Raw genomic sequence first — 17092 nt, forward strand, 5'->3', positions numbered from 1 at the left:
GAAGTGACCGAGATCACTCGGGATGTCATCGTCATCGGTGCGGGGGCCGCGGGCCTCACCGCCGCCAACGAATTGAAGAAGGCGGGCCTGTCGGTCGTCGTGCTCGAAGCACGCGACCGTGTCGGAGGGCGCCTCTGGACGGACGTCGTCGACGGCGCGATGCTCGAGATCGGCGGACAGTGGGTCTCGCCCGATCAGGAGGCGCTCAAGGAGACGATCGCGGAGCTCGGCCTGGAGACCTACCAGCGCTATCGCGAGGGCGACTCCGTCTACATCGACCGTCACGGATCGTTGACCCGCTTCACGGGAGAGATCTTCCCCGTGCCGCCCGAGACCGAGAAGGAGATGGTGCGCCTCATCGAGAAGCTCGACGCGCTCGTCGCCGAGATCGATCCGGACGCGCCGTGGGAGCACCCCGACGCCGAAGCGCTCGACCGCGTCTCGTTCGAAGCCTGGCTCGCCGCCGAGACCGAGGATCAGGAGGTGCGCGACAACATCGCGCTCTTCATCGCCGGCGCGATGCTCACGAAGCCCGCCTACGCCTTCTCGGCGCTCCAGGCGCTTCTCATGGCCGCGAGTGCGGGGAGTTTCACGCATCTCGTCGATGCGGACTACATCCTCGACGAGCGGGTCGTCGGAGGACTCCAGCAGGTGCCCCTCCTCCTCGCGGAGCGGCTCGGCGACGACGTCGTGCTGGACCAGCCGGTCAACGAGGTGCGCACGACCGAAGACGGCGTCACGGTCGTCACCGACAAGGGCCTCACGGTGCGCGGCCGGTACGTCATCCTGGCGCACGCCCCGATCCTCTACCCGTGGATCGAGTTCGATCCGCCTCTCCCGCGGCTCAAGCAGCAGCTGCACCAGCACTTGTCGATGGGCTTCGTCATCAAGGTCCACGCCGTCTACGACCGACCGTTCTGGCGCGAGAAGGGCTTGTCGGGTACGGCGTTCAGCCCCTACGAACTGTCGCACGAGGCGTACGACAACACCAACCACGGCGATGAGCGAGGAACCCTCGTGGGCTTCGTTTCGGACCGCAACGCCGACGACCTGTTCCGCGTCTCGGCCGAGGAGCGCAAGGCGCGGATCCTCGAGTCGCTGTCGCACTACTACGGCGACGAGGCGAAGAACCCCGTCGTGTACTTCGAGAGCGACTGGGGCGCCGAAGAGTGGACCCGCGGAGCGTATGCCGCGAGCTTCGACCTCGGCGGGCTCTACCGCTACGGCGCCGACCTCCGCACGCCCGTCGGCCGCATCCACTTCGCGTGCTCCGACATGGCAGGAGCCGGCTATCAGCACGTCGACGGGGCGATCCGCATGGGTCGCCTGGTGGCATCCCAGATCGTGGAAGAGGCACGCGCATGACCCGACACATCGTCGTCGGCTATACGGCGACTCCGAATGGGAAGGATGCCGTCGCGGTCGGCGCGCGACTGGCGGTGGCATCCGGGGCGACCCTCCACCTCGTCGTGATCCTGCCGTCGGAGGAGCGGAGTGTCATCACGCCGCCCGACGCGGGCTACGACCGTTATCTGCGTGGGCAGGCCGCCGAGTGGCTGGGGGACGCTGCAGACGGCCTGCCCGCCGGTATCCCGCACGAGACGCATGTCCGATACGGCGAGTCGTTCGCCGAGGGGCTGCAGGCGACGGCGACCGAACTCGGCGCCGGCTTCATCGTCGTCGGTGCCGCCAACGGCGGCCTCCGCGGGCGTCACCGGCTGGGCACCGTCGCGACGGAGCTGCTGCACTCCTCGGAAGTGCCCGTCGTCCTCGCACCGGAGGGTACGCGCGACGTCGATCCGAGCGCGGGCGTGACGCGTGTCACCGCCGCGATCGGAACGCGCCCGGGCGCCGATGTCCTCCTCGATGAGGCGATCGCCCTTGCGACGGCGACGGGAGCGGGTCTACGGCTCCTGTCGCTCGTGACCGTCGATCTGCCGTCGAGCGTCGACACCGGCGTCATCCGCATCGTCGGCGAGAGCCACGCGGAGCAGGTGCTCGCGCAGACGAAGGACCGTCTCCCCGCGAGCATCGACGCCGAGGTCGTGACCGCCCAGGGCGAGAGCATCGAGGATGCCGTCTCCCACCTCAGCTGGCTCCCCGGCGAGGTCGCCCTCGTCGGCTCCAGCAGGCTCGCCCAGCCGCGGCGCCTGTTCCTCGGCTCGACGGCGGCGAAGATGCTGCACGAGCTTCCCGTACCGATGATCGTGGTGCCCCGCACCCGCGCCCTGGAAGGAGCCGTGCGATGACGACAGATGGACGCGGCGCGCCGCCCGCCCCCGCCGCCCTCGACGGAGGCATCTCGAAGAAGGGCCTGAGTGCGGGGACGGTGGGCCTCATCGGCGCCGTCGTCATCGGCATCTCGTGCATCGCGCCCGCCTACACGCTCACGGCCGCCCTCGGCCCGACCGTCTCGGAGGTCGGCTTCCAGGTCCCGGGAATCATCCTCCTCGGCTTCATCCCGATGCTGCTCGTGGCGTTCGGGTACCGCGAACTCAATCGCCTCATGCCCGACTCCGGCACCTCCTTCACCTGGGCCGCGCGCGCGTTCGGACCCTACGTCGGCTGGATGGCGGGCTGGGGCCTCGTCGCGGCGACGATCCTCGTGCTGTCGAACCTCGCCGGCATCGCCGTGGAGTTCCTGTTCCTCCTGATCGATCAGATCGCCGGCAGCCCCGGCACGATCGCCGAACTCGCCTTCAATCCCTTCATCAACGTCGCGGTGTGTCTGCTGTTCATGCTCGGCGCGACCTTGATCTCGTATCGCGACATGCAGACGACGCAGAAGCTCCAGTACTTCCTGGTGACGTTCCAGGTGCTCGTGCTGCTGGTCTTCTCGATCACGGCCTTCGTCCACGTCGCCAACGGCTCGGCCTTCGATGCGAGCGCCATCGACCTTTCGTGGTTCAACCCCTTCGTCGTGACGCCGGCCGTCGCGATCGTCGCGGGCCTGTCGCTGTCGATCTTCATCTTCTGGGGGTGGGATGTCACGCTCACGATGAACGAGGAGACGAAGGACCCCGAGAAGACGCCCGGTCGGGCGGCCACCGTGACGGTTGTCACGATCGTGACGCTCTATCTCCTGATCTCCGTCGCGCTCCTCGCGTTCGCGGGCACGGGGGATGAGGGGCTCGGACTCGGAAACCCCGACATCCAGGCCAACGTCTTCTTCTACCTGTCCGGCCCGATCCTCGGACCCCTCGCGTTCCTCGTGTCGCTCGCGGTCCTCACGAGCTCGGCCAGTTCCCTGCAGTCGACGTTCGTCGGCCCCGCACGCACGCTTCTCGCGATGGGGCACTACGGAGCCCTGCCACCCGCCTTCGCGAAGGTCTCGCCGCGGTTCTTCACGCCGGGGTACGCGACGATCGTGTCGGCCGTCGTGGCATCCGTCTTCTACACCGTCATGCGGTTCGTCAACGAGAACGTCCTGTGGGACACCATCACGACGCTCGGCATGATGATCTGCTTCTACTACGGCATCACGGCGTTCGCGTGCGTCTGGTACTTCCGCAAGCAGTGGTTCGACTCGGTGCGGAGCGCCGTCTTCACGCTGTTCTTCCCGCTCATCGGCGGCATCATCCTCGTGACGCTGTTCGTGATCACGCTCGTGGAGAGCCTCGACCCGGACTACGGCAGCGGAACCGAGTGGTTCGGCGTCGGCAGCGTGTTCGTGCTGGGGGTCGTGATCATCGGGCTGGGCCTCGTCATCATGATCTGGCAGCGCATCACGCGCCCCGCCTTCTTCCGCGGCGAGACGCTGTCCCTCGACGCGCCGGAGAGCCTGCGCCGCACCCGCCGGTGACGGCAGACTTGACCCACGAATCCGATCGGAGAGCACAACATGAGTGACTACGCCGTCGTCAATCCCGCAACGGGCGAGACCCTGGCCACCTACCCGACGATCAGCGACGATGCCCTCGAGACGGTCGTCGCACAGGCGGATGCCGCGTACCGCACGTGGCGCGACGTCCCCGTCGCCGAACGGGCGGCGAAGATCCGGCGGGTCGCCGAGCTCCACAGGGAGCGTCGCGACGAGCTGGCGGCGATCATCGTGCGCGAGATGGGCAAGCCTCTCGCCGCCGCGGAAGGCGAGGTCGACTTCGCCGCCGACATCACGGAGTACTACGCCGATCACGCCGAGAAGATCACGGGCGACACCCCCATCGACATCGACGGCGACGGGACGGCCGTCATCCGCCGTACGCCGCTCGGTGTGCTGCTGGGCATCATGCCGTGGAACTTCCCGTACTACCAGGTCGCCCGATTCGCCGCTCCCAACATCGTCATCGGCAACACGATCCTCCTCAAGCACGCACCCCAGTGCCCCGAGTCGTCAGCGGCGATCGCGCAGATGTACGCGGATGCCGGGCTCGAGGGCGTCTACGCGAACATCTACGCGACGAACGATCAGGCCGCGCGGATCATCGAGGACAAGCGGATCCAGGGCGTATCGGTGACGGGCTCGGAGCGCGCGGGATCCGCCGTCGCCGAGATCGCGGGACGCAACCTCAAGAAGGTCGCCCTCGAACTGGGCGGGTCGGATCCCTTCATCCTGCTGTCCACCGACGACCTCGACGGAGCCGTCTCGGCAGCCGTCGAGGCGCGGCTCGACAACACGGGCCAGTCCTGCAACGCCGCCAAGCGGTTCATCGTCGCGGAAGGGCTCTACGACGCATTCCTCGAGAAGTTCGTCGCGGCGATGGCGGGCGCGAAGGTCGGCGACCCGTTCGCCGACGACACGGTCCTCGGGCCCCTGTCGTCGCTGACGGCCGCCGAGCGGCTGCAGGAGCAGGTCGACCGCGCCGTCGCGCAGGGGGCGACCCTCGCGGCCGGCGGCACGCGCGATGGGGCGTACTTCCCCGGGACGGTGCTGACCGACGTGACGAGCGAGATGGACGCGTACCGCGAGGAGTTCTTCGGGCCCGTCGGCGTCGTCTACAAGGTCGCGGGCGAGGACGAAGCCGTCGCCGTCGCGAACGACACCCCGTTCGGTCTCGGTTCCTACATCTTCACGACGGATGAGGAGCAGGCCGCGCGTATCGCGGACAAGATCGACGCCGGCATGGTGTACGTCAACCTCGTCCTCGCCGACGAGCCGGGCCTGCCGTTCGGCGGCGTCAAACGCTCAGGCACGTCGCGCGAGATGGGGCTCCTCGCCGCCGACGAGTTCGTCAACAAGAAGCTCATCCGCATCGGCGCCTGACGACGGCGGCGCCGGGCGTCTCCGGCATCCGCGCTTCCGGCATCCGCTTCGCCGAGACAGGGGACGTCGCCGAGACCGAGTGGGATGCCGCTCGGTCTCGGCGCGATGCCCGGTCTCGACGTGCTGTGCACGGCCGGGGAGCTACCGCGGGAGGCCCTTCAGCGAGAGGATGGAGGCATGGCAGAGACAACCGAACCGGTCGCCTACCTCGCCGCCGAGGAGTGCTGGGAGCGCCTGCGCAGTCAGGAGCTCGGACGCCTCGTGACGCGCGTGGGAGACGTGCTGGACATCTTTCCCGTGAACTATGTCGTCGACGGCGAGGGAGTGCTCTTCCGCACCGCGCAGGGGTCGAAGCTCTTCGAGCTCACCGTCAACGACGACGTGCTCTTCGAAGTCGACGAGTACACCGACGAGAACGCATGGAGCGTCGTCGTGCGCGGCCATGCGCGAGTCCTGGACACATCGGAAGAGGTGGAGCGCGCGGACGGGATGGGACTCACCCCGTGGATCCCCACGCTCAAGTACACCTACGTGCACGTCGATGCCGCGTCTGTGACCGGTCGCGCCTTCGCACGGGGCCCGGAGCCCGACCGCTACGGCGTCCAGCAGTACTAGCCGGGTTCGCGGGGCCCGACCCCATGGCGTACACTGGATGGTGCAGTTGAAGTCTGCATTCTTTCGCCGTGCCCGCCGGTCGGGAAACCCCGTTCACTCAGGTCATGGTTCGAGCGTGCAGCATCCCGAGATCTCCGAGATCTCTAGGGCGGTAGCTCAATTGGCAGAGCAGCGGTCTCCAAAACCGCAGGTTGCAGGTTCGATTCCTGTCCGCCCTGCGCGTCAGCGTCGTCGGTACGCGCGCCGACAGTTACTGACACACGGAAGGTAATCAGGTGGCATCGATGGTCCAAGACGAGCCGGGCGGCGAAATCGTCGCATCGGGTGGTTCCCGCGAGAAGAAGCCGAATGTCTTCGCTCGTATCGCCATCTTCATCCGGCAGGTCTTCGCAGAGCTCCGCAAGGTCGTCACTCCGACCCGTCAGGAACTCCTCAAGTACACGGCCGTCGTGCTGGGATTCGTCGTCGTGATGATGGCGATCGTCTACGGGCTCGACCTGCTCTTCGTCTGGGTCACGACCGTCGTCTTCGGCATCCCGGCCTGACCTGATCTACGGGGGCGGCGATCTTCGGGCCCGCCCACGGAACGGAAGAAACACAAGTGTCTGAGAGATACAACGACGACGCCGACTGGGCGACCGCCGCAGAACAGTCCTCGGAGGATGACGAAGCCCAGGAGGGCAACATCCTCGAAGCCGAGCAGCGCGCGAGCGAACCTGCCGAGCACCTCGCGATCCACGTCGTGGACGACAGCCCCGAGCAGGACGACGCCGAACTCGACGACATCGACATCGACGACCCGGAGGCGGATGCCATCGTGAACGACGCCCTGAACATCGACGAGGCCGCCGAGGCCGAAGCCGCCGCTGAGGCGCTCAACGAGTCCATCGCCGAAGAAGAAGCGGAGTACGTCGAAGAGCACGCCGGCGACATCACGCCCTACGACGGCCCTGACGTGAACGGCGACGAGGACGAGCCCGTACTCGACGACGATTTCGTCGCCGAGGTCGACGCTGCCGCAGCCGTCGTCGACGAGGTCGAGGCTTCGGTCTCTCCCGCCGATGCTGCCGACGCATCCGAGGCCGCCGACGACTCCGACGAGGATGACGAAGACGACGAGGAAGACCCGTTCGAGGCCTTCCGCGCCGAGCTGCGCACCCTCCCCGGCAAGTGGTACGTCATCCACTCCTACGCGGGCTTCGAGCGCAAGGTCAAGGCCAACATCGAGCAGCGCAAGTCGACGCTCGAAGTCGAAGAGGACATCTACCAGATCGAGGTCCCCATGGAGGACGTCGTCGAGATCAAGAACGGACAGCGCAAGATGGTCACGCGCGTCCGGATCCCCGGCTACGTGCTCGTGCGCATGGAGCTCAACGAGGACACCTGGTCCGTCGTGCGGCACACGCCCGGCGTCACCGGCTTCGTCGGCAACGCGCACAACCCGACGCCCCTGCGCTTCGAAGAGGCCTTCACGATGCTGAAGAGCCTCGTCGAGATCAAGGAGACGGCACCCGCCAAGGCCGGCGCCGTCAAGAAGGGTGCGGCTCCCGCCTCGCGTGTTCTTCCCGCCGAGGTCGACTTCGAGGTCGGCGAAACGATCACGATCAAGGAGGGCTCGTTCGCTGGTCTTCCCGGCACGATCAGCGAGATCAAGCCCGAGAGCGGCAAGCTCACGGTCCTCGTGTCGCTGTTCGAGCGCGAGACTCCGGTCGAGCTCTCGTTCGACCAGGTCACGAAGCTCTAACGGGCTCGAGACCCCCACAGACACCGCACTCCGGAACGGCCGGAGACGCGGGAGAGACGGTGCGAAAACAGGTCACTGAGCCTGTCGAAGTGCCGCTCGACGAAAGGAAAGAGAATGGCACCGAAGAAGAAGGTGACCGGCCTGATCAAGCTTCAGATCAACGCCGGTGCCGCCAACCCGGCGCCGCCGATCGGGCCCGCGCTCGGTCAGCACGGCGTCAACATCATGGAGTTCTGCAAGGCGTACAACGCCGCGACCGAGTCGCAGCGCGGCAACGTCATCCCCGTGGAGATCACCGTCTACGAGGACCGCAGCTTCACCTTCATCCTGAAGACCCCGCCGGCAGCCGAGCTCATCAAGAAGGCCGCAGGCCTCCAGAAGGGCTCGAAGACGCCGCACACCGTCAAGGTCGGCAAGCTCACCAAGGATCAGGTTCGCCAGATCGCAGAGACGAAGCAGCCCGACCTGAACGCGAACGACATCGAGGCCGCCTCGAAGATCATCGCCGGAACCGCCCGCTCCATGGGCATCACGGTCGAGGACTGAGGGGGATAGGAACAATGGCTACCAAGTCCAAGGCCTACAGGGCCGCAGCCGCCAAGATCGAGGCGGACAAGTTCTACACGCCGACCGAGGCCGTCTCGCTCGCCAAGGAGACCGGCTCCGCGAAGTTCGACTCGACCGTCGAGGTCGCGCTCAAGCTCGCTGTCGACCCCCGCAAGGCGGACCAGATGGTGCGCGGCACCGTCATGCTCCCGCACGGCACGGGCAAGACCGCCCGCGTCATCGTGTTCGCGACCGGCCCCGCGGCCGAAGCGGCGATCGCGGCGGGTGCCGATGAGGTCGGCGGCGCCGAGCTCATCGAGCGCGTCGCCGGCGGATGGACCGACTTCGACGCGGCCGTCTCGACGCCCGAACTCATGGGTCAGGTCGGACGCCTCGGAAAGGTCCTCGGACCCCGCGGCCTCATGCCGAACCCGAAGACCGGCACCGTGACCCCCAACCCGGCCAAGGCCGTCGAGGAGATCAAGGGCGGAAAGATCGAGTTCCGCGTCGACAAGCACTCCAACGTGCACTTCATCGTCGGCAAGGCATCGTTCACGGCCGACCAGCTCGACGAGAACTTCGCCGCCGCTCTCGAAGAGATCGTGCGTCTGAAGCCCTCGAGCGCCAAGGGTCGCTACATCCAGAAGGGTGCGGTGTCGACGACGTTCGGTCCCGGCATCCCGCTGGACGTCAACGTCCTCTGAGTCATCGAAATCGACAGGGGCTCCGCCTTCGGGTGGGGCCCCTGTTGCGTTGCCTGTCGCGGGTGAGGGCGAGTCGTTGTGTGACGGCCCGCGTCGCCCGATGCCGGTATACCGCCTGCGCGAGGTTAGCGTAGGACCTCGGCCCATCCGGCCCGCACCACCCCCCGGCACACCCGCCGCCGCATCACCAGGAGTCCCCATGCCCCGTCGTCGCCTGTTCGCCCTCACCGCCATCGCTGCGATCGCTCTTCCCCTCGTCGCGTGCAGCACGGGCACGGCCGAGCCGGGAGCGTCGGAGAACGGTGACGACTTCGGTCTCGTGACTCCCGGCACCCTGACGGTCGCGACCGAGGGCACGTATCGGCCCTTCACGTTCCACGACGAGGGAACCGGCGACCTCGTGGGCTTCGACGTCGAGATCATCGAGGCCGTCGCCGACAAGCTGGGACTCGAGGTCGAGTTCCGTGAGACGGAGTGGGACGCGATCTTCGCGGGCCTGGACTCGGGGCGCTTCGACGTCATCGCCAACCAGGTCTCGATCAACCCCGAGCGCGAGGCCAAGTACCTCTTCAGCGAGCCGTACACCGTCTCGCCCGGCGTCATCGTGGTCGAGGAAGACGACGACTCGATCTCGAGCTTCGACGATCTGGCGGGCAAGACGACGGCGCAGTCGCTCACGAGCAACTGGTACGAACTCGCGCAGGAGTCCGGCGCCCAAGTCGAAGCCGTGGAGGGCTGGGCGCAGGCCGTCGACCTGCTTCGCCAGGGTCGGGTCGACGCGACGATCAACGACAACCTCACCTTCCTCGACTACGAGAAGACGAACGGGCCCACCGGCCTCAAGATCGCCGCCGAGACGGACGACCCCGCCTACAACGCCTTCGCCTTCACGGAGGACAAGATCGCACTTGTCGCGGCCGTCGACGAGGCGCTCGCCGAACTCCGCGAGGAAGGCGTGCTCGCGTCGATCAGCGAGACCTACTTCGGCGCCAACGTCACGCAGTAAGCTCGCGCTGGAGGTGCCGATGGACCTGTGGAACCTCTTTCTCACGTCGTTCTGGCCGATCTTCCTCGCCGGACTGACGGGGACGATCCCGCTCGCGCTCGCGTCGTTCGCGATCGGACTCGTGATCGCGCTCGGTGTCGCGCTCATGCGCATCTCGAAGAACCGCGTCGCGTCGAATCTCGCCCGGTTCTACATCTCGGTGATCCGGGGCACGCCGCTCCTCGTCCAGCTGTTCATCATCTTCTACGGGCTGCCGTCGATCGGACTCGTCGTCGACCCGTGGCCGAGCGCAGTCATAGCCTTCTCGCTCAACGTCGGGGGATACGCGGCCGAGGTCATCCGCGCCGCCATTCTGTCCGTCCCGAAGGGGCAGTGGGAGGCGGCATACACGATCCGGATGTCTCGCTCGCAGACGCTCGTGCGGATCATCCTGCCGCAGGCGGCGCGCGTGTCGGTACCGCCGCTGTCGAACACCTTCATCTCCCTCGTGAAGGACACGTCGCTGGCATCCCTCATCCTCGTGACAGAGCTCTTCCGCGTCGCGCGGGAGATCGCCGCCTTCAGCTACGAGTTCATGCTCATCTATCTCGAGGCAGCGCTCATCTACTGGATCTTCTGCCTCGTGCTCTCGAGCGGGCAGGGCGTTCTCGAAAGGAGGCTCGATCGCTATGTCGCACAGTGACGATCCGCTCGCCCCGAAGGCGGGGAGCACCGGTGAAACGCTCCTCTCGGCCCGCGGTATCCGGAAGTCCTTCGGCGACAACGAGGTGCTGCGGGGCATTGATCTCACACTCGCGCGCGGCGAGGTCGTCTTCCTGATCGGTCCGAGCGGGTCGGGGAAGACGACGGTCCTCCGTTCTCTTAACGGCCTGGAGACACCGGATGCCGGGACGCTCGCCGTCGATGGTGGACCTCAGATCGACTTCTCGCGACCCGTGCGCAAGGAGGACAGATACGCCCTGCGGGATCGCTCGGCGATGGTGTTCCAGCACCACAACCTGTTCCCTCATCGCACGGTGCTGCAGAACGTCATCGAGGGGCCCGTCCAGGTGCAGCGGGTTCCGAAGGCGCAGGCGATCGAGGAAGCGACCGTCCTCCTGGAGCGCGTCGGTCTCGCCGAGAAGCGCGACGCCTACCCGCACGAGCTGTCGGGCGGGCAGCAGCAGCGCGTCGGGATCATCCGTGCCCTCGCGCTCAAGCCCGATCTGCTGCTCTTCGACGAGCCGACGAGCGCGCTCGACCCCGAGCTCGTGGGGGAGGTCCTCAAAGTCATCAAGGAGCTCGCCGAGGAAGGGTGGTCGATGGTCCTCGTGACGCACGAGCTCGCCTTCGCTCAGCAAGCCGCGGACCACGTGCTCTTCCTCGATCACGGTGTCGTCGTCGAAGAGGGTCCGCCGTCGCAGATCTTCACGGCGCCGCGCGAGGAGCGCACACGACGCTTCCTCGACCGCATCCTCCGTCCGTTCGACTGAGTCAGGCCGTCGCGCGTACCTCGAACGTGCGCGAGCCGGTGGGTGCGGCATCCGACACGGAGGCTGAGTCGACACGCGCTCCGGGTGGCCCCTCGGCCATCCATGCGAGCACCTCGTCGACCTCCGCGGCGGTGCCCTCGAGCTCCGCTTCGACGCTGCCGTCACGGAGGTTCCGCACCCACCCCGCGACGCCGGCCTCGTCGGCGACCAGCCGCAGGGTGTAGCGGTAGCCGACCCCCTGCACGACGCCTCGGACGACGACATGCACGCGCTTCATCGTTCCATCGTGCCCTGAAAGAGGAGAATGCCGTGCATGGGCACCGTCGACGACCTTCTCACTGACCTGGATCCCGCAGATCGCGTGTCGATCGCGCGCATCTACGACATCGCTCGCGAGGAGGTGCCCGAGGCGGAGCAGGGTCTCGGCTACGGCATGCCCGCGTTGCTCTATCGCGGCAAGCCGCTCCTGTCGGTCATGCGGGCCAAGAAGCACATCGGCGTCTACCCGTTCAGCCCCGCGAGTGTCACCGCGGTCGCCGACGCCGTCGGGGGCGTTCCGCTCACGAGCGTCGACAAAGGGACCATCCGCTATCAGCCCGAGGAGCCCCTGCCTGACGACATCGTCCGCGCGCTCGTGATCTCCCGGAAGAACGAGATCGACGGCTGATCGCCGAGTGGGGTCTGGGCGGGCAGCGTCAGTGGGGGAGCACGAGCGAGATCCCGATGCCGATCATGACGGCCGCGATGACGCCGTCGAGGATCCGCCACGCGCGGGGGGTCGAGAGCCAGCGGCTGAGGTAGCGCGCGCCGATCGCGAGCGCGAAGAACCAGACGATGCTCGCCACGACCGCTCCCGCCGCGAACCACCACCGCGTGTCGCCGTGGGTGTTGGCGACGCTGCCGAGGAGGAAGACCGTGTCGAGGTAGACGTGCGGGTTGAGCCACGTGAGGGCGAGCACCGTGAGCACGGCGGGAAGAGCGCGTGACTTCGTCGCGACGGTGCCGACAGTGCCGGATGCCGTCGCTCCGCGCGCGACGGGCGTGTCGTCGCCGCGGAGGGTCTCGCCCGACGGACGCCAGGCACGGCGCGCTGCGAGGAGCCCGTAGGTCACGAGGAAGATCGCGCCCGCCCAGCGCACGACGTCGACGAGCCACGGCACCGCCTGGAGGACGAGTCCGATGCCCGAAACACCGAGCACGATGAGGACCGCGTCCGACACCGCGCAGATCGTCGCGACGAGCAGGACGTGCTCGCGGCGGAGACCCTGACGCAGCACGAACAGGTTCTGGGCGCCGATCGCGATGATGAGCGAGAAGCCGAGTCCGAGGCCGGCGACGAGGGAGGGGAGCACACGTCGACGCTATGACGCCCTTGGTCCTCAGTCCAGCTCATGATTCTTCAGGCGCATTAGCATGACTTATGATGCGGATTCCCTTCGACCTCGCCGAGACCCTCGCCACTGTCATCGACGAGGGGACGCTGGATGCTGCCGCGCGCCGCCTCTACGTGACGCCATCCGCCGTGAGCCAGCGCATCAAGGCCCTCGAAGAACTCGTCGGCCGGACGGTGCTCGTCCGGACGAAGCCCGCGCGCCCGACGGAGGCCGGGGTCGCGATCATCCGACTCGCACGCCAGACCGCTCTCCTCGAGCACGACACTCTCGCCGAGCTCGGAGCGGGAGAAGATCCGAACGTGCGCACGTCGATCCCGCTCGCGGTGAACGCCGACTCTCTTGCGACGTGGTTCCTGGAGCCGCTCGCACGGCTCGCCGAGCGGCATCCCGTCGTCTTCGAGCTGCATCGCGACGACCAGGACTTCACGGCAGCGCTTCTCGAATCGGGCACCGTCATGGGGGCCGTGACATCGCGCGAGGCTCCCGTCGCGGGATGTCGCGTGAGTGCGCTGGGCGCCATGAGGTACGAGGCGGTCGCGACGCCCGCCTACGTGGCGCGGTGGCTGCCCGAGGGAACGGATGCCGCGGCGCTCGCCGCTGCCCCCGTGATCGACTTCGACCGGCGTGACGACCTGCAGCGTCGCTGGCTCTCGGCGTTCGGGGTCGGCGGCGACGCACCCCCGCGACACTTCGTGCCCGCATCGAGCGACTTCGCATCGGCGACGATGCTCGGGCTCGGATGGGCTCTCCTGCCGGGCTTCCAGTCGGATGAGGCGCTCGCCCGCGGAGACCTCGTGCGCTTGGGTGGTGCGGTGATCGACGTTCCCCTCTACTGGCAGCAGTGGAACCTGCGCTCGCCGCTCCTCGACGCGATCGCCGAAGAGATCGTCACGGAAGGCCGTCGTGTGCTGGCGGTCAGTCGTCGCTGACGCGCAGTACGACCTTGCCGCGCGTGTGCCCTTCCTCGACCGACGCGTGTGCCGCCGCGGCGTCCGAGAGATCGAACACCTTGTCGACGTACACCTGTACGGCCCCCGAGTCGAGGAGTCGCGCGATCGTCGCGAGCGCGCCGCCGTCGGGGATGACCTTGAACGACGTCGCACGGACTCCCGCCGCTTCGGCCGCCGCCGCGAAGTCCGGCCACGAACCCGTGGGGACGAGGATGTACAACCCGCCGGGCCTCAGGACCTTCATCGAGCGCGTGCCCGTGTCGCCGTGGACGTTCCCGACGAGGTCGATCACGACGTCGACATCGGCGATCACCTCGTCGAAGCGGGTCGTACGGTAGTCGACGACGACGGATGCCCCGAGTTCGCGGAGCCACGCCGCGTTGGGCCCCGATGCGGTCACCGTGACATGGGCGCCGAAGTAGGCCGCGAACTGCACCGCGAAGTGGCCGACGCCTCCGCCCCCCGCGTGGATGAGGACGCGCTGCCCCTCATGCGCATGGGCCGTCTCGACGACGAGCCCCCACGCCGTCAGGGCAGCGAGGGGAACCCCCGCAGCCTCGACGTGCGACAGCGACGTCGGCTTGCGCGCGACGGAAAGGGAGGGGACGACGGCGTACTCGGCATACGTGCCGCCCGATCGAGGAAAGGGCACCGTGCCGAACACGGGGGTCCCGGGCGGGAGCGGGTGGCTCTCGTACGGTGCCTTCACGACGACGCCGCTGAAGTCGAAGCCCAGCGTCGAGGGAAGAGACGGTAGCTGCGCCGACACGCCCGCGCCTGAGCGTGTCTTGGCGTCGATGGGGTTGACCCCGGCCGCGACGATCCGCACGAGAAGTTCGCTCAGCACGGGCGTCGGCACCGGCACGGTCGATTCGTGCAGGACCGCGGGCGCACCGACGTCATCGAAGACGACGGCACGCATCGCAGGCGGAGGGTCGGAGGCAGGGGCAGGCTCGGTGACGGAGGTGGGAGCATTGCCGCGCAGCGGTCGGAATCTCACAGCTCGTTCCTTTCCGCGAGGCGCCGTCGTCGGCGGGTGGGACTTTGTGATCGCCAGTCAACCTGGTGTTTGTCTCGCCCGTGTTACGCGGGTGCTAACAAGCGAGGGCACCTGTCACGCGTCGGGAGCGGGCGCGTCGGCGTCCGTCGGGACGGTCCCTGCCGTCAGGGCATGGAGAAGCCGGGTGAGGTCGTGGATCTGGTCGATGTCCCACGCGTCGAGGGCTGCCAAGAGGGAGTGCTCCTGAGGAGCGCGGGCGATCGCGAGCCGTTCGAGCCCGGACGCTGTCGGGGCGAGAAGGTGCGAGCGGCCATCGTCGGGGTCGGGCGTGCGGCTCACGAAGCCCAGCTGCTCGAGCTCCCGCACGGTCCGACTCAGCTGCCCTTTGTCGGCCATGAGGGAGTCGGCCAGAGCGGACAGTGTCACGCGCTCGCGGCGCACGATCGTCGTGAAGACCTTGTAGGCGCCGGGGAGCATGCCCGGGCTCATGCGCTCCGCGTTCTCTGCGAGGAGGCGCCGCACTCGGCTGATGAGTTCCCCGAACTCCGCCTCGAGGGCGCGCACGGCACGCGTGCGCGCCTCTCCGGGCTGGTCGGATGACATCGGAGTCGACACTATCGGCCGTCGCGCGAGAGGTTCGAACCGCTCGGCTCGGCAGAGCGGCCGCCGCGGGTACGGGTGAGCTGCGCGGCATCCGGTTCGTCAGTGTCGTTCGGGAGCGCATCCGTCATGCCCTCTTCGGAGACGATCGTCGCGAGGTCGAGGTCACCGGCCTGCAGGCGCTCCTGCGTCGTCATGCGAGTGAGCGGAACGTTGGGCAGGAAGGCGATCGCGATGAGGCTCACGACGGCGAAGGGCACGGCGATGAGGAACGAGTGTGCGATGCCCTGCGCGTAGATGTCCTCCACGATGAGCCGCACCGTTTCGGGGAGCGCGTGGACGGCGGGGAGCGTCCCCGACTGCAGCTGCTCTGCGACGGCGGCCCCGTCGGCTCCGAGACCAGCGATCGCCTGCGTGAGCGCCTCCTTGTTCGACGCGAAGAGATCGGTGACGGAGGCGGCGAGTGTCGCCCCCATGACCGAGACCCCGACCGTTCCGCCGAGGCTGCGGAAGAACGTGACACCCGACGATGCGACACCGATCTCGTCCGCCCGCGCCGTGTTCTGCACGATCAGCACGAGGTTCTGCATCGTCATGCCGATGCCGGCACCCATGAGGAACATGTAGAGCGAGACGAGTACGAAGTTCGTGTCGTAGTGGAGCGTCGTCAGCAGGCCGAGTCCCGCGATGAGGAGGATCGAGCCGACGACGAGATAGCCCTTCCACTTGCCGAACCGGCTGATGAGCTGACCGACGACGATGGATGCCACGAGTAGGCCGCCGATCAGCGGGATCGTCATGAGACCTGCTTCGGTGGGCGTCGCCCCGCGCGCCATCTGCATGTACTGGCTCAGGAAGACCGAGGCGCCGAACATCGCGATGCCGGTCGCGATGGACGCCAGCACGGCGAGGGTGAAGGTGCGGTTGCGGAACATCCGCAGCGGAATGAGCGGTTCGCGAGTGCGGAGTTCGACGACGATGAAGAGCACGGTCGCGAGGATCGCACCGCCCACCATCAGAACGGTCGTGAGGCTCCACCAGTCGAAGTCCTTGCCCGCGTTCGTGACCCAGATCAGCAGAAGCGACACGGCAGCCGAGAGGAAGACGATTCCCAGGTAGTCGATGCGGACAGTGCGCTTCTGCTGCTTCGTGTGCAGCGTCATCTGGAGGAGGATGAGGGCGACGATGGCGAACGGGATCGCGATGTAGAAGTTCCAGCGCCATCCGAGCGAGTCCGTCACGACGCCGCCGAGCAAGGGACCACCGACCGTCGCGAGCGCCATGACGGCGCCGAAGAGACCCATGTAGCGGCCACGTTCGCGGGGACTGATGATGTCCGCCATGAGGATCTGGCTGAGCGCGGCGAGACCGCCCGCACCGAGGCCCTGCACCGCCCGGAATGCGATGAGCGTTCCCGGGTCCTGCGCGAATCCCGCCGCGGCGGTCGCGAGGACGAAGATGCCGAGCGCGATCTGGATGAGGAGCTTGCGGTTGAAGAGATCCGCGAGCTTTCCCCAGATCGGGGTCGAGATGGCGGTCGTGAGGAGGGTCGCGGTGACGACCCACGTGAAAGCGGCCTGGTCTCCGCCGAGGTCGTGCACGATCACCGGGAGCGATGTCGAGACGACGGTCGAGGCGAGCATCGAGACGAACATCCCGAGGAGGAGCCCGGAGAGCGCCTCGAGAACCTGGCGCCGGGTCATGCCCGATTCCGTGAGGACGGGAGTGGAGGTTGCCATGTGGCGTCCTTCCGTAGAGCTTCGAGAAGGCGACGACACTGGCGCGAAAGTTGACAAGGGTCAACTATATGCCTGTTGTTGACGCACGTCAACTATCCCTCGATGCGAGAGGGTGGGCC

19 protein-coding genes and 1 tRNA gene are annotated in these 17092 nt (G+C 67.5%); 15 read left to right on the top strand and 5 right to left on the bottom strand.

Annotated features, from left to right (window positions below):
• The first annotated feature begins 3 nt into the window (after positions 1-3).
• The 13 genes from FBY39_RS08105 (at position 4) to FBY39_RS08165 (ending at position 11290) form a co-directional block, all read left to right on the top strand.
• Positions 4-1365, top strand: a complete 1362-nt coding sequence (locus tag FBY39_RS08105) for an NAD(P)/FAD-dependent oxidoreductase (RefSeq protein WP_141931764.1) — start codon at positions 4-6, stop codon at positions 1363-1365.
• The gene (locus FBY39_RS08110; protein WP_141931766.1) at positions 1362-2249 is read left to right on the top strand and encodes a universal stress protein; all 888 of its coding nucleotides are present in this window, start codon (positions 1362-1364) and stop codon (positions 2247-2249) included. Before FBY39_RS08105 ends, FBY39_RS08110 begins: the two co-directional genes overlap by 4 nt.
• Positions 2246-3802 (top strand): APC family permease, encoded by a 1557-nt coding sequence (locus tag FBY39_RS08115; RefSeq protein WP_141931768.1) that lies wholly within the window; start codon positions 2246-2248, stop codon positions 3800-3802. Before FBY39_RS08110 ends, FBY39_RS08115 begins: the two co-directional genes overlap by 4 nt.
• A 39-nt stretch (positions 3803-3841) precedes the next feature.
• Positions 3842-5203 carry an NAD-dependent succinate-semialdehyde dehydrogenase gene (locus tag FBY39_RS08120; protein ID WP_141931770.1) on the top strand — a complete coding sequence of 454 codons (1362 nt, stop codon included), beginning with the start codon at positions 3842-3844 and terminating at the stop codon, positions 5201-5203.
• Between the two features lie 177 nt (positions 5204-5380).
• Positions 5381-5818, top strand: coding sequence for a pyridoxamine 5'-phosphate oxidase family protein (locus FBY39_RS08125; protein WP_141931772.1), 438 nt, complete (start codon positions 5381-5383; stop codon positions 5816-5818).
• 145 nt (positions 5819-5963) lie between these two features.
• Positions 5964-6036, top strand: a tRNA-Trp gene (locus FBY39_RS08130).
• 66 nt (positions 6037-6102) lie between these two features.
• Positions 6103-6363 (top strand): preprotein translocase subunit SecE, encoded by a 261-nt coding sequence (secE, locus tag FBY39_RS08135; protein ID WP_141934015.1) that lies wholly within the window; start codon positions 6103-6105, stop codon positions 6361-6363.
• A 56-nt stretch (positions 6364-6419) separates the two neighbouring features.
• Entirely contained in the window at positions 6420-7562 is a 1143-nt protein-coding gene (nusG, locus tag FBY39_RS08140; protein ID WP_141931775.1) for a transcription termination/antitermination protein NusG, read from the top strand.
• Positions 7563-7676: 114 nt separating this feature from the next.
• Entirely contained in the window at positions 7677-8108 is a 432-nt protein-coding gene (gene rplK, locus FBY39_RS08145; RefSeq protein ID WP_141931777.1) for a 50S ribosomal protein L11, read from the top strand.
• A gap of 14 nt (positions 8109-8122) precedes the next feature.
• The gene (gene rplA, locus FBY39_RS08150) at positions 8123-8812 is read left to right on the top strand and encodes a 50S ribosomal protein L1 (protein ID WP_141931780.1); all 690 of its coding nucleotides are present in this window, start codon (positions 8123-8125) and stop codon (positions 8810-8812) included.
• A 199-nt stretch (positions 8813-9011) separates the two neighbouring features.
• Entirely contained in the window at positions 9012-9818 is an 807-nt protein-coding gene (locus FBY39_RS08155) for an amino acid ABC transporter substrate-binding protein (RefSeq protein ID WP_141931782.1), read from the top strand.
• A gap of 19 nt (positions 9819-9837) precedes the next feature.
• Positions 9838-10500 carry an amino acid ABC transporter permease gene (locus FBY39_RS08160; RefSeq protein ID WP_141931783.1) on the top strand — a complete coding sequence of 221 codons (663 nt, stop codon included), beginning with the start codon at positions 9838-9840 and terminating at the stop codon, positions 10498-10500.
• Complete coding sequence (locus FBY39_RS08165) at positions 10487-11290, top strand: amino acid ABC transporter ATP-binding protein (RefSeq protein WP_141931785.1); 804 nt, start codon at positions 10487-10489, stop codon at positions 11288-11290. The genes FBY39_RS08160 and FBY39_RS08165 overlap by 14 nt, the downstream gene beginning before the upstream one ends.
• A gap of 1 nt (position 11291) precedes the next feature.
• Here the strand turns inward: FBY39_RS08165 and FBY39_RS08170 are convergent, their stop codons facing one another.
• Positions 11292-11567: an acylphosphatase gene (locus tag FBY39_RS08170; protein WP_141931787.1), complete on the bottom strand. Its 276-nt coding sequence runs from the start codon at positions 11565-11567 to the stop codon at positions 11292-11294.
• Between the two features lie 36 nt (positions 11568-11603).
• On the opposite strand from FBY39_RS08170, the gene FBY39_RS08175 reads away from it, so the two are divergent.
• Complete coding sequence (locus FBY39_RS08175; protein ID WP_141931789.1) at positions 11604-11957, top strand: iron chaperone; 354 nt, start codon at positions 11604-11606, stop codon at positions 11955-11957.
• A 28-nt stretch (positions 11958-11985) separates the two neighbouring features.
• Here the strand turns inward: FBY39_RS08175 and FBY39_RS08180 are convergent, their stop codons facing one another.
• Positions 11986-12642, bottom strand: coding sequence for a LysE/ArgO family amino acid transporter (locus tag FBY39_RS08180; RefSeq protein ID WP_141931791.1), 657 nt, complete (start codon positions 12640-12642; stop codon positions 11986-11988).
• 68 nt (positions 12643-12710) lie between these two features.
• On the opposite strand from FBY39_RS08180, the gene FBY39_RS08185 reads away from it, so the two are divergent.
• Positions 12711-13613: a LysR family transcriptional regulator ArgP gene (locus tag FBY39_RS08185; RefSeq protein ID WP_141931793.1), complete on the top strand. Its 903-nt coding sequence runs from the start codon at positions 12711-12713 to the stop codon at positions 13611-13613.
• Here FBY39_RS08185 and FBY39_RS08190 read toward each other — a convergent pair.
• From FBY39_RS08190 to FBY39_RS08200, 3 genes are all read right to left on the bottom strand, one after another.
• Positions 13600-14634, bottom strand: a complete 1035-nt coding sequence (locus FBY39_RS08190; protein WP_260837493.1) for an NADP-dependent oxidoreductase — start codon at positions 14632-14634, stop codon at positions 13600-13602. The two genes, FBY39_RS08185 and FBY39_RS08190, sit on opposite strands and share 14 nt — an antisense overlap.
• A 114-nt stretch (positions 14635-14748) precedes the next feature.
• Entirely contained in the window at positions 14749-15237 is a 489-nt protein-coding gene (locus FBY39_RS08195; RefSeq protein WP_141931795.1) for a MarR family winged helix-turn-helix transcriptional regulator, read from the bottom strand.
• Positions 15238-15248: 11 nt separating this feature from the next.
• Complete coding sequence (locus tag FBY39_RS08200) at positions 15249-16973, bottom strand: MDR family MFS transporter (protein ID WP_141931796.1); 1725 nt, start codon at positions 16971-16973, stop codon at positions 15249-15251.
• Positions 16974-17092 lie beyond the last annotated feature (119 nt).

Source organism: Microbacterium sp. SLBN-146 (assembly GCF_006715145.1).
GTDB lineage: Bacteria > Actinomycetota > Actinomycetes > Actinomycetales > Microbacteriaceae > Microbacterium.

Excerpts from the sequence above, each read along its gene's own strand:
- FBY39_RS08110 (WP_141931766.1), top strand. The coding sequence starts at position 1,362 with ATGACCCGACACATCGTCGTCGGCTATACGGCGACTCCGAATGGGAAG.
- FBY39_RS08115 (WP_141931768.1), top strand. The coding sequence starts at position 2,246 with ATGACGACAGATGGACGCGGCGCGCCGCCCGCCCCCGCCGCCCTCGAC.
- FBY39_RS08120 (WP_141931770.1), top strand. The coding sequence starts at position 3,842 with ATGAGTGACTACGCCGTCGTCAATCCCGCAACGGGCGAGACCCTGGCC.
- FBY39_RS08125 (WP_141931772.1), top strand. The coding sequence starts at position 5,381 with ATGGCAGAGACAACCGAACCGGTCGCCTACCTCGCCGCCGAGGAGTGC.
- secE (WP_141934015.1), top strand. The coding sequence starts at position 6,103 with ATGGTCCAAGACGAGCCGGGCGGCGAAATCGTCGCATCGGGTGGTTCC.
- rplK (WP_141931777.1), top strand. The coding sequence starts at position 7,677 with ATGGCACCGAAGAAGAAGGTGACCGGCCTGATCAAGCTTCAGATCAAC.
- rplA (WP_141931780.1), top strand. The coding sequence starts at position 8,123 with ATGGCTACCAAGTCCAAGGCCTACAGGGCCGCAGCCGCCAAGATCGAG.
- FBY39_RS08155 (WP_141931782.1), top strand. The coding sequence starts at position 9,012 with ATGCCCCGTCGTCGCCTGTTCGCCCTCACCGCCATCGCTGCGATCGCT.
- FBY39_RS08160 (WP_141931783.1), top strand. The coding sequence starts at position 9,838 with ATGGACCTGTGGAACCTCTTTCTCACGTCGTTCTGGCCGATCTTCCTC.
- FBY39_RS08165 (WP_141931785.1), top strand. The coding sequence starts at position 10,487 with ATGTCGCACAGTGACGATCCGCTCGCCCCGAAGGCGGGGAGCACCGGT.
- FBY39_RS08170 (WP_141931787.1), bottom strand. The coding sequence starts at position 11,567 with ATGAAGCGCGTGCATGTCGTCGTCCGAGGCGTCGTGCAGGGGGTCGGC.
- FBY39_RS08175 (WP_141931789.1), top strand. The coding sequence starts at position 11,604 with ATGGGCACCGTCGACGACCTTCTCACTGACCTGGATCCCGCAGATCGC.
- FBY39_RS08185 (WP_141931793.1), top strand. The coding sequence starts at position 12,711 with ATGATGCGGATTCCCTTCGACCTCGCCGAGACCCTCGCCACTGTCATC.
- FBY39_RS08195 (WP_141931795.1), bottom strand. The coding sequence starts at position 15,237 with ATGTCATCCGACCAGCCCGGAGAGGCGCGCACGCGTGCCGTGCGCGCC.
- FBY39_RS08200 (WP_141931796.1), bottom strand. The coding sequence starts at position 16,973 with ATGGCAACCTCCACTCCCGTCCTCACGGAATCGGGCATGACCCGGCGC.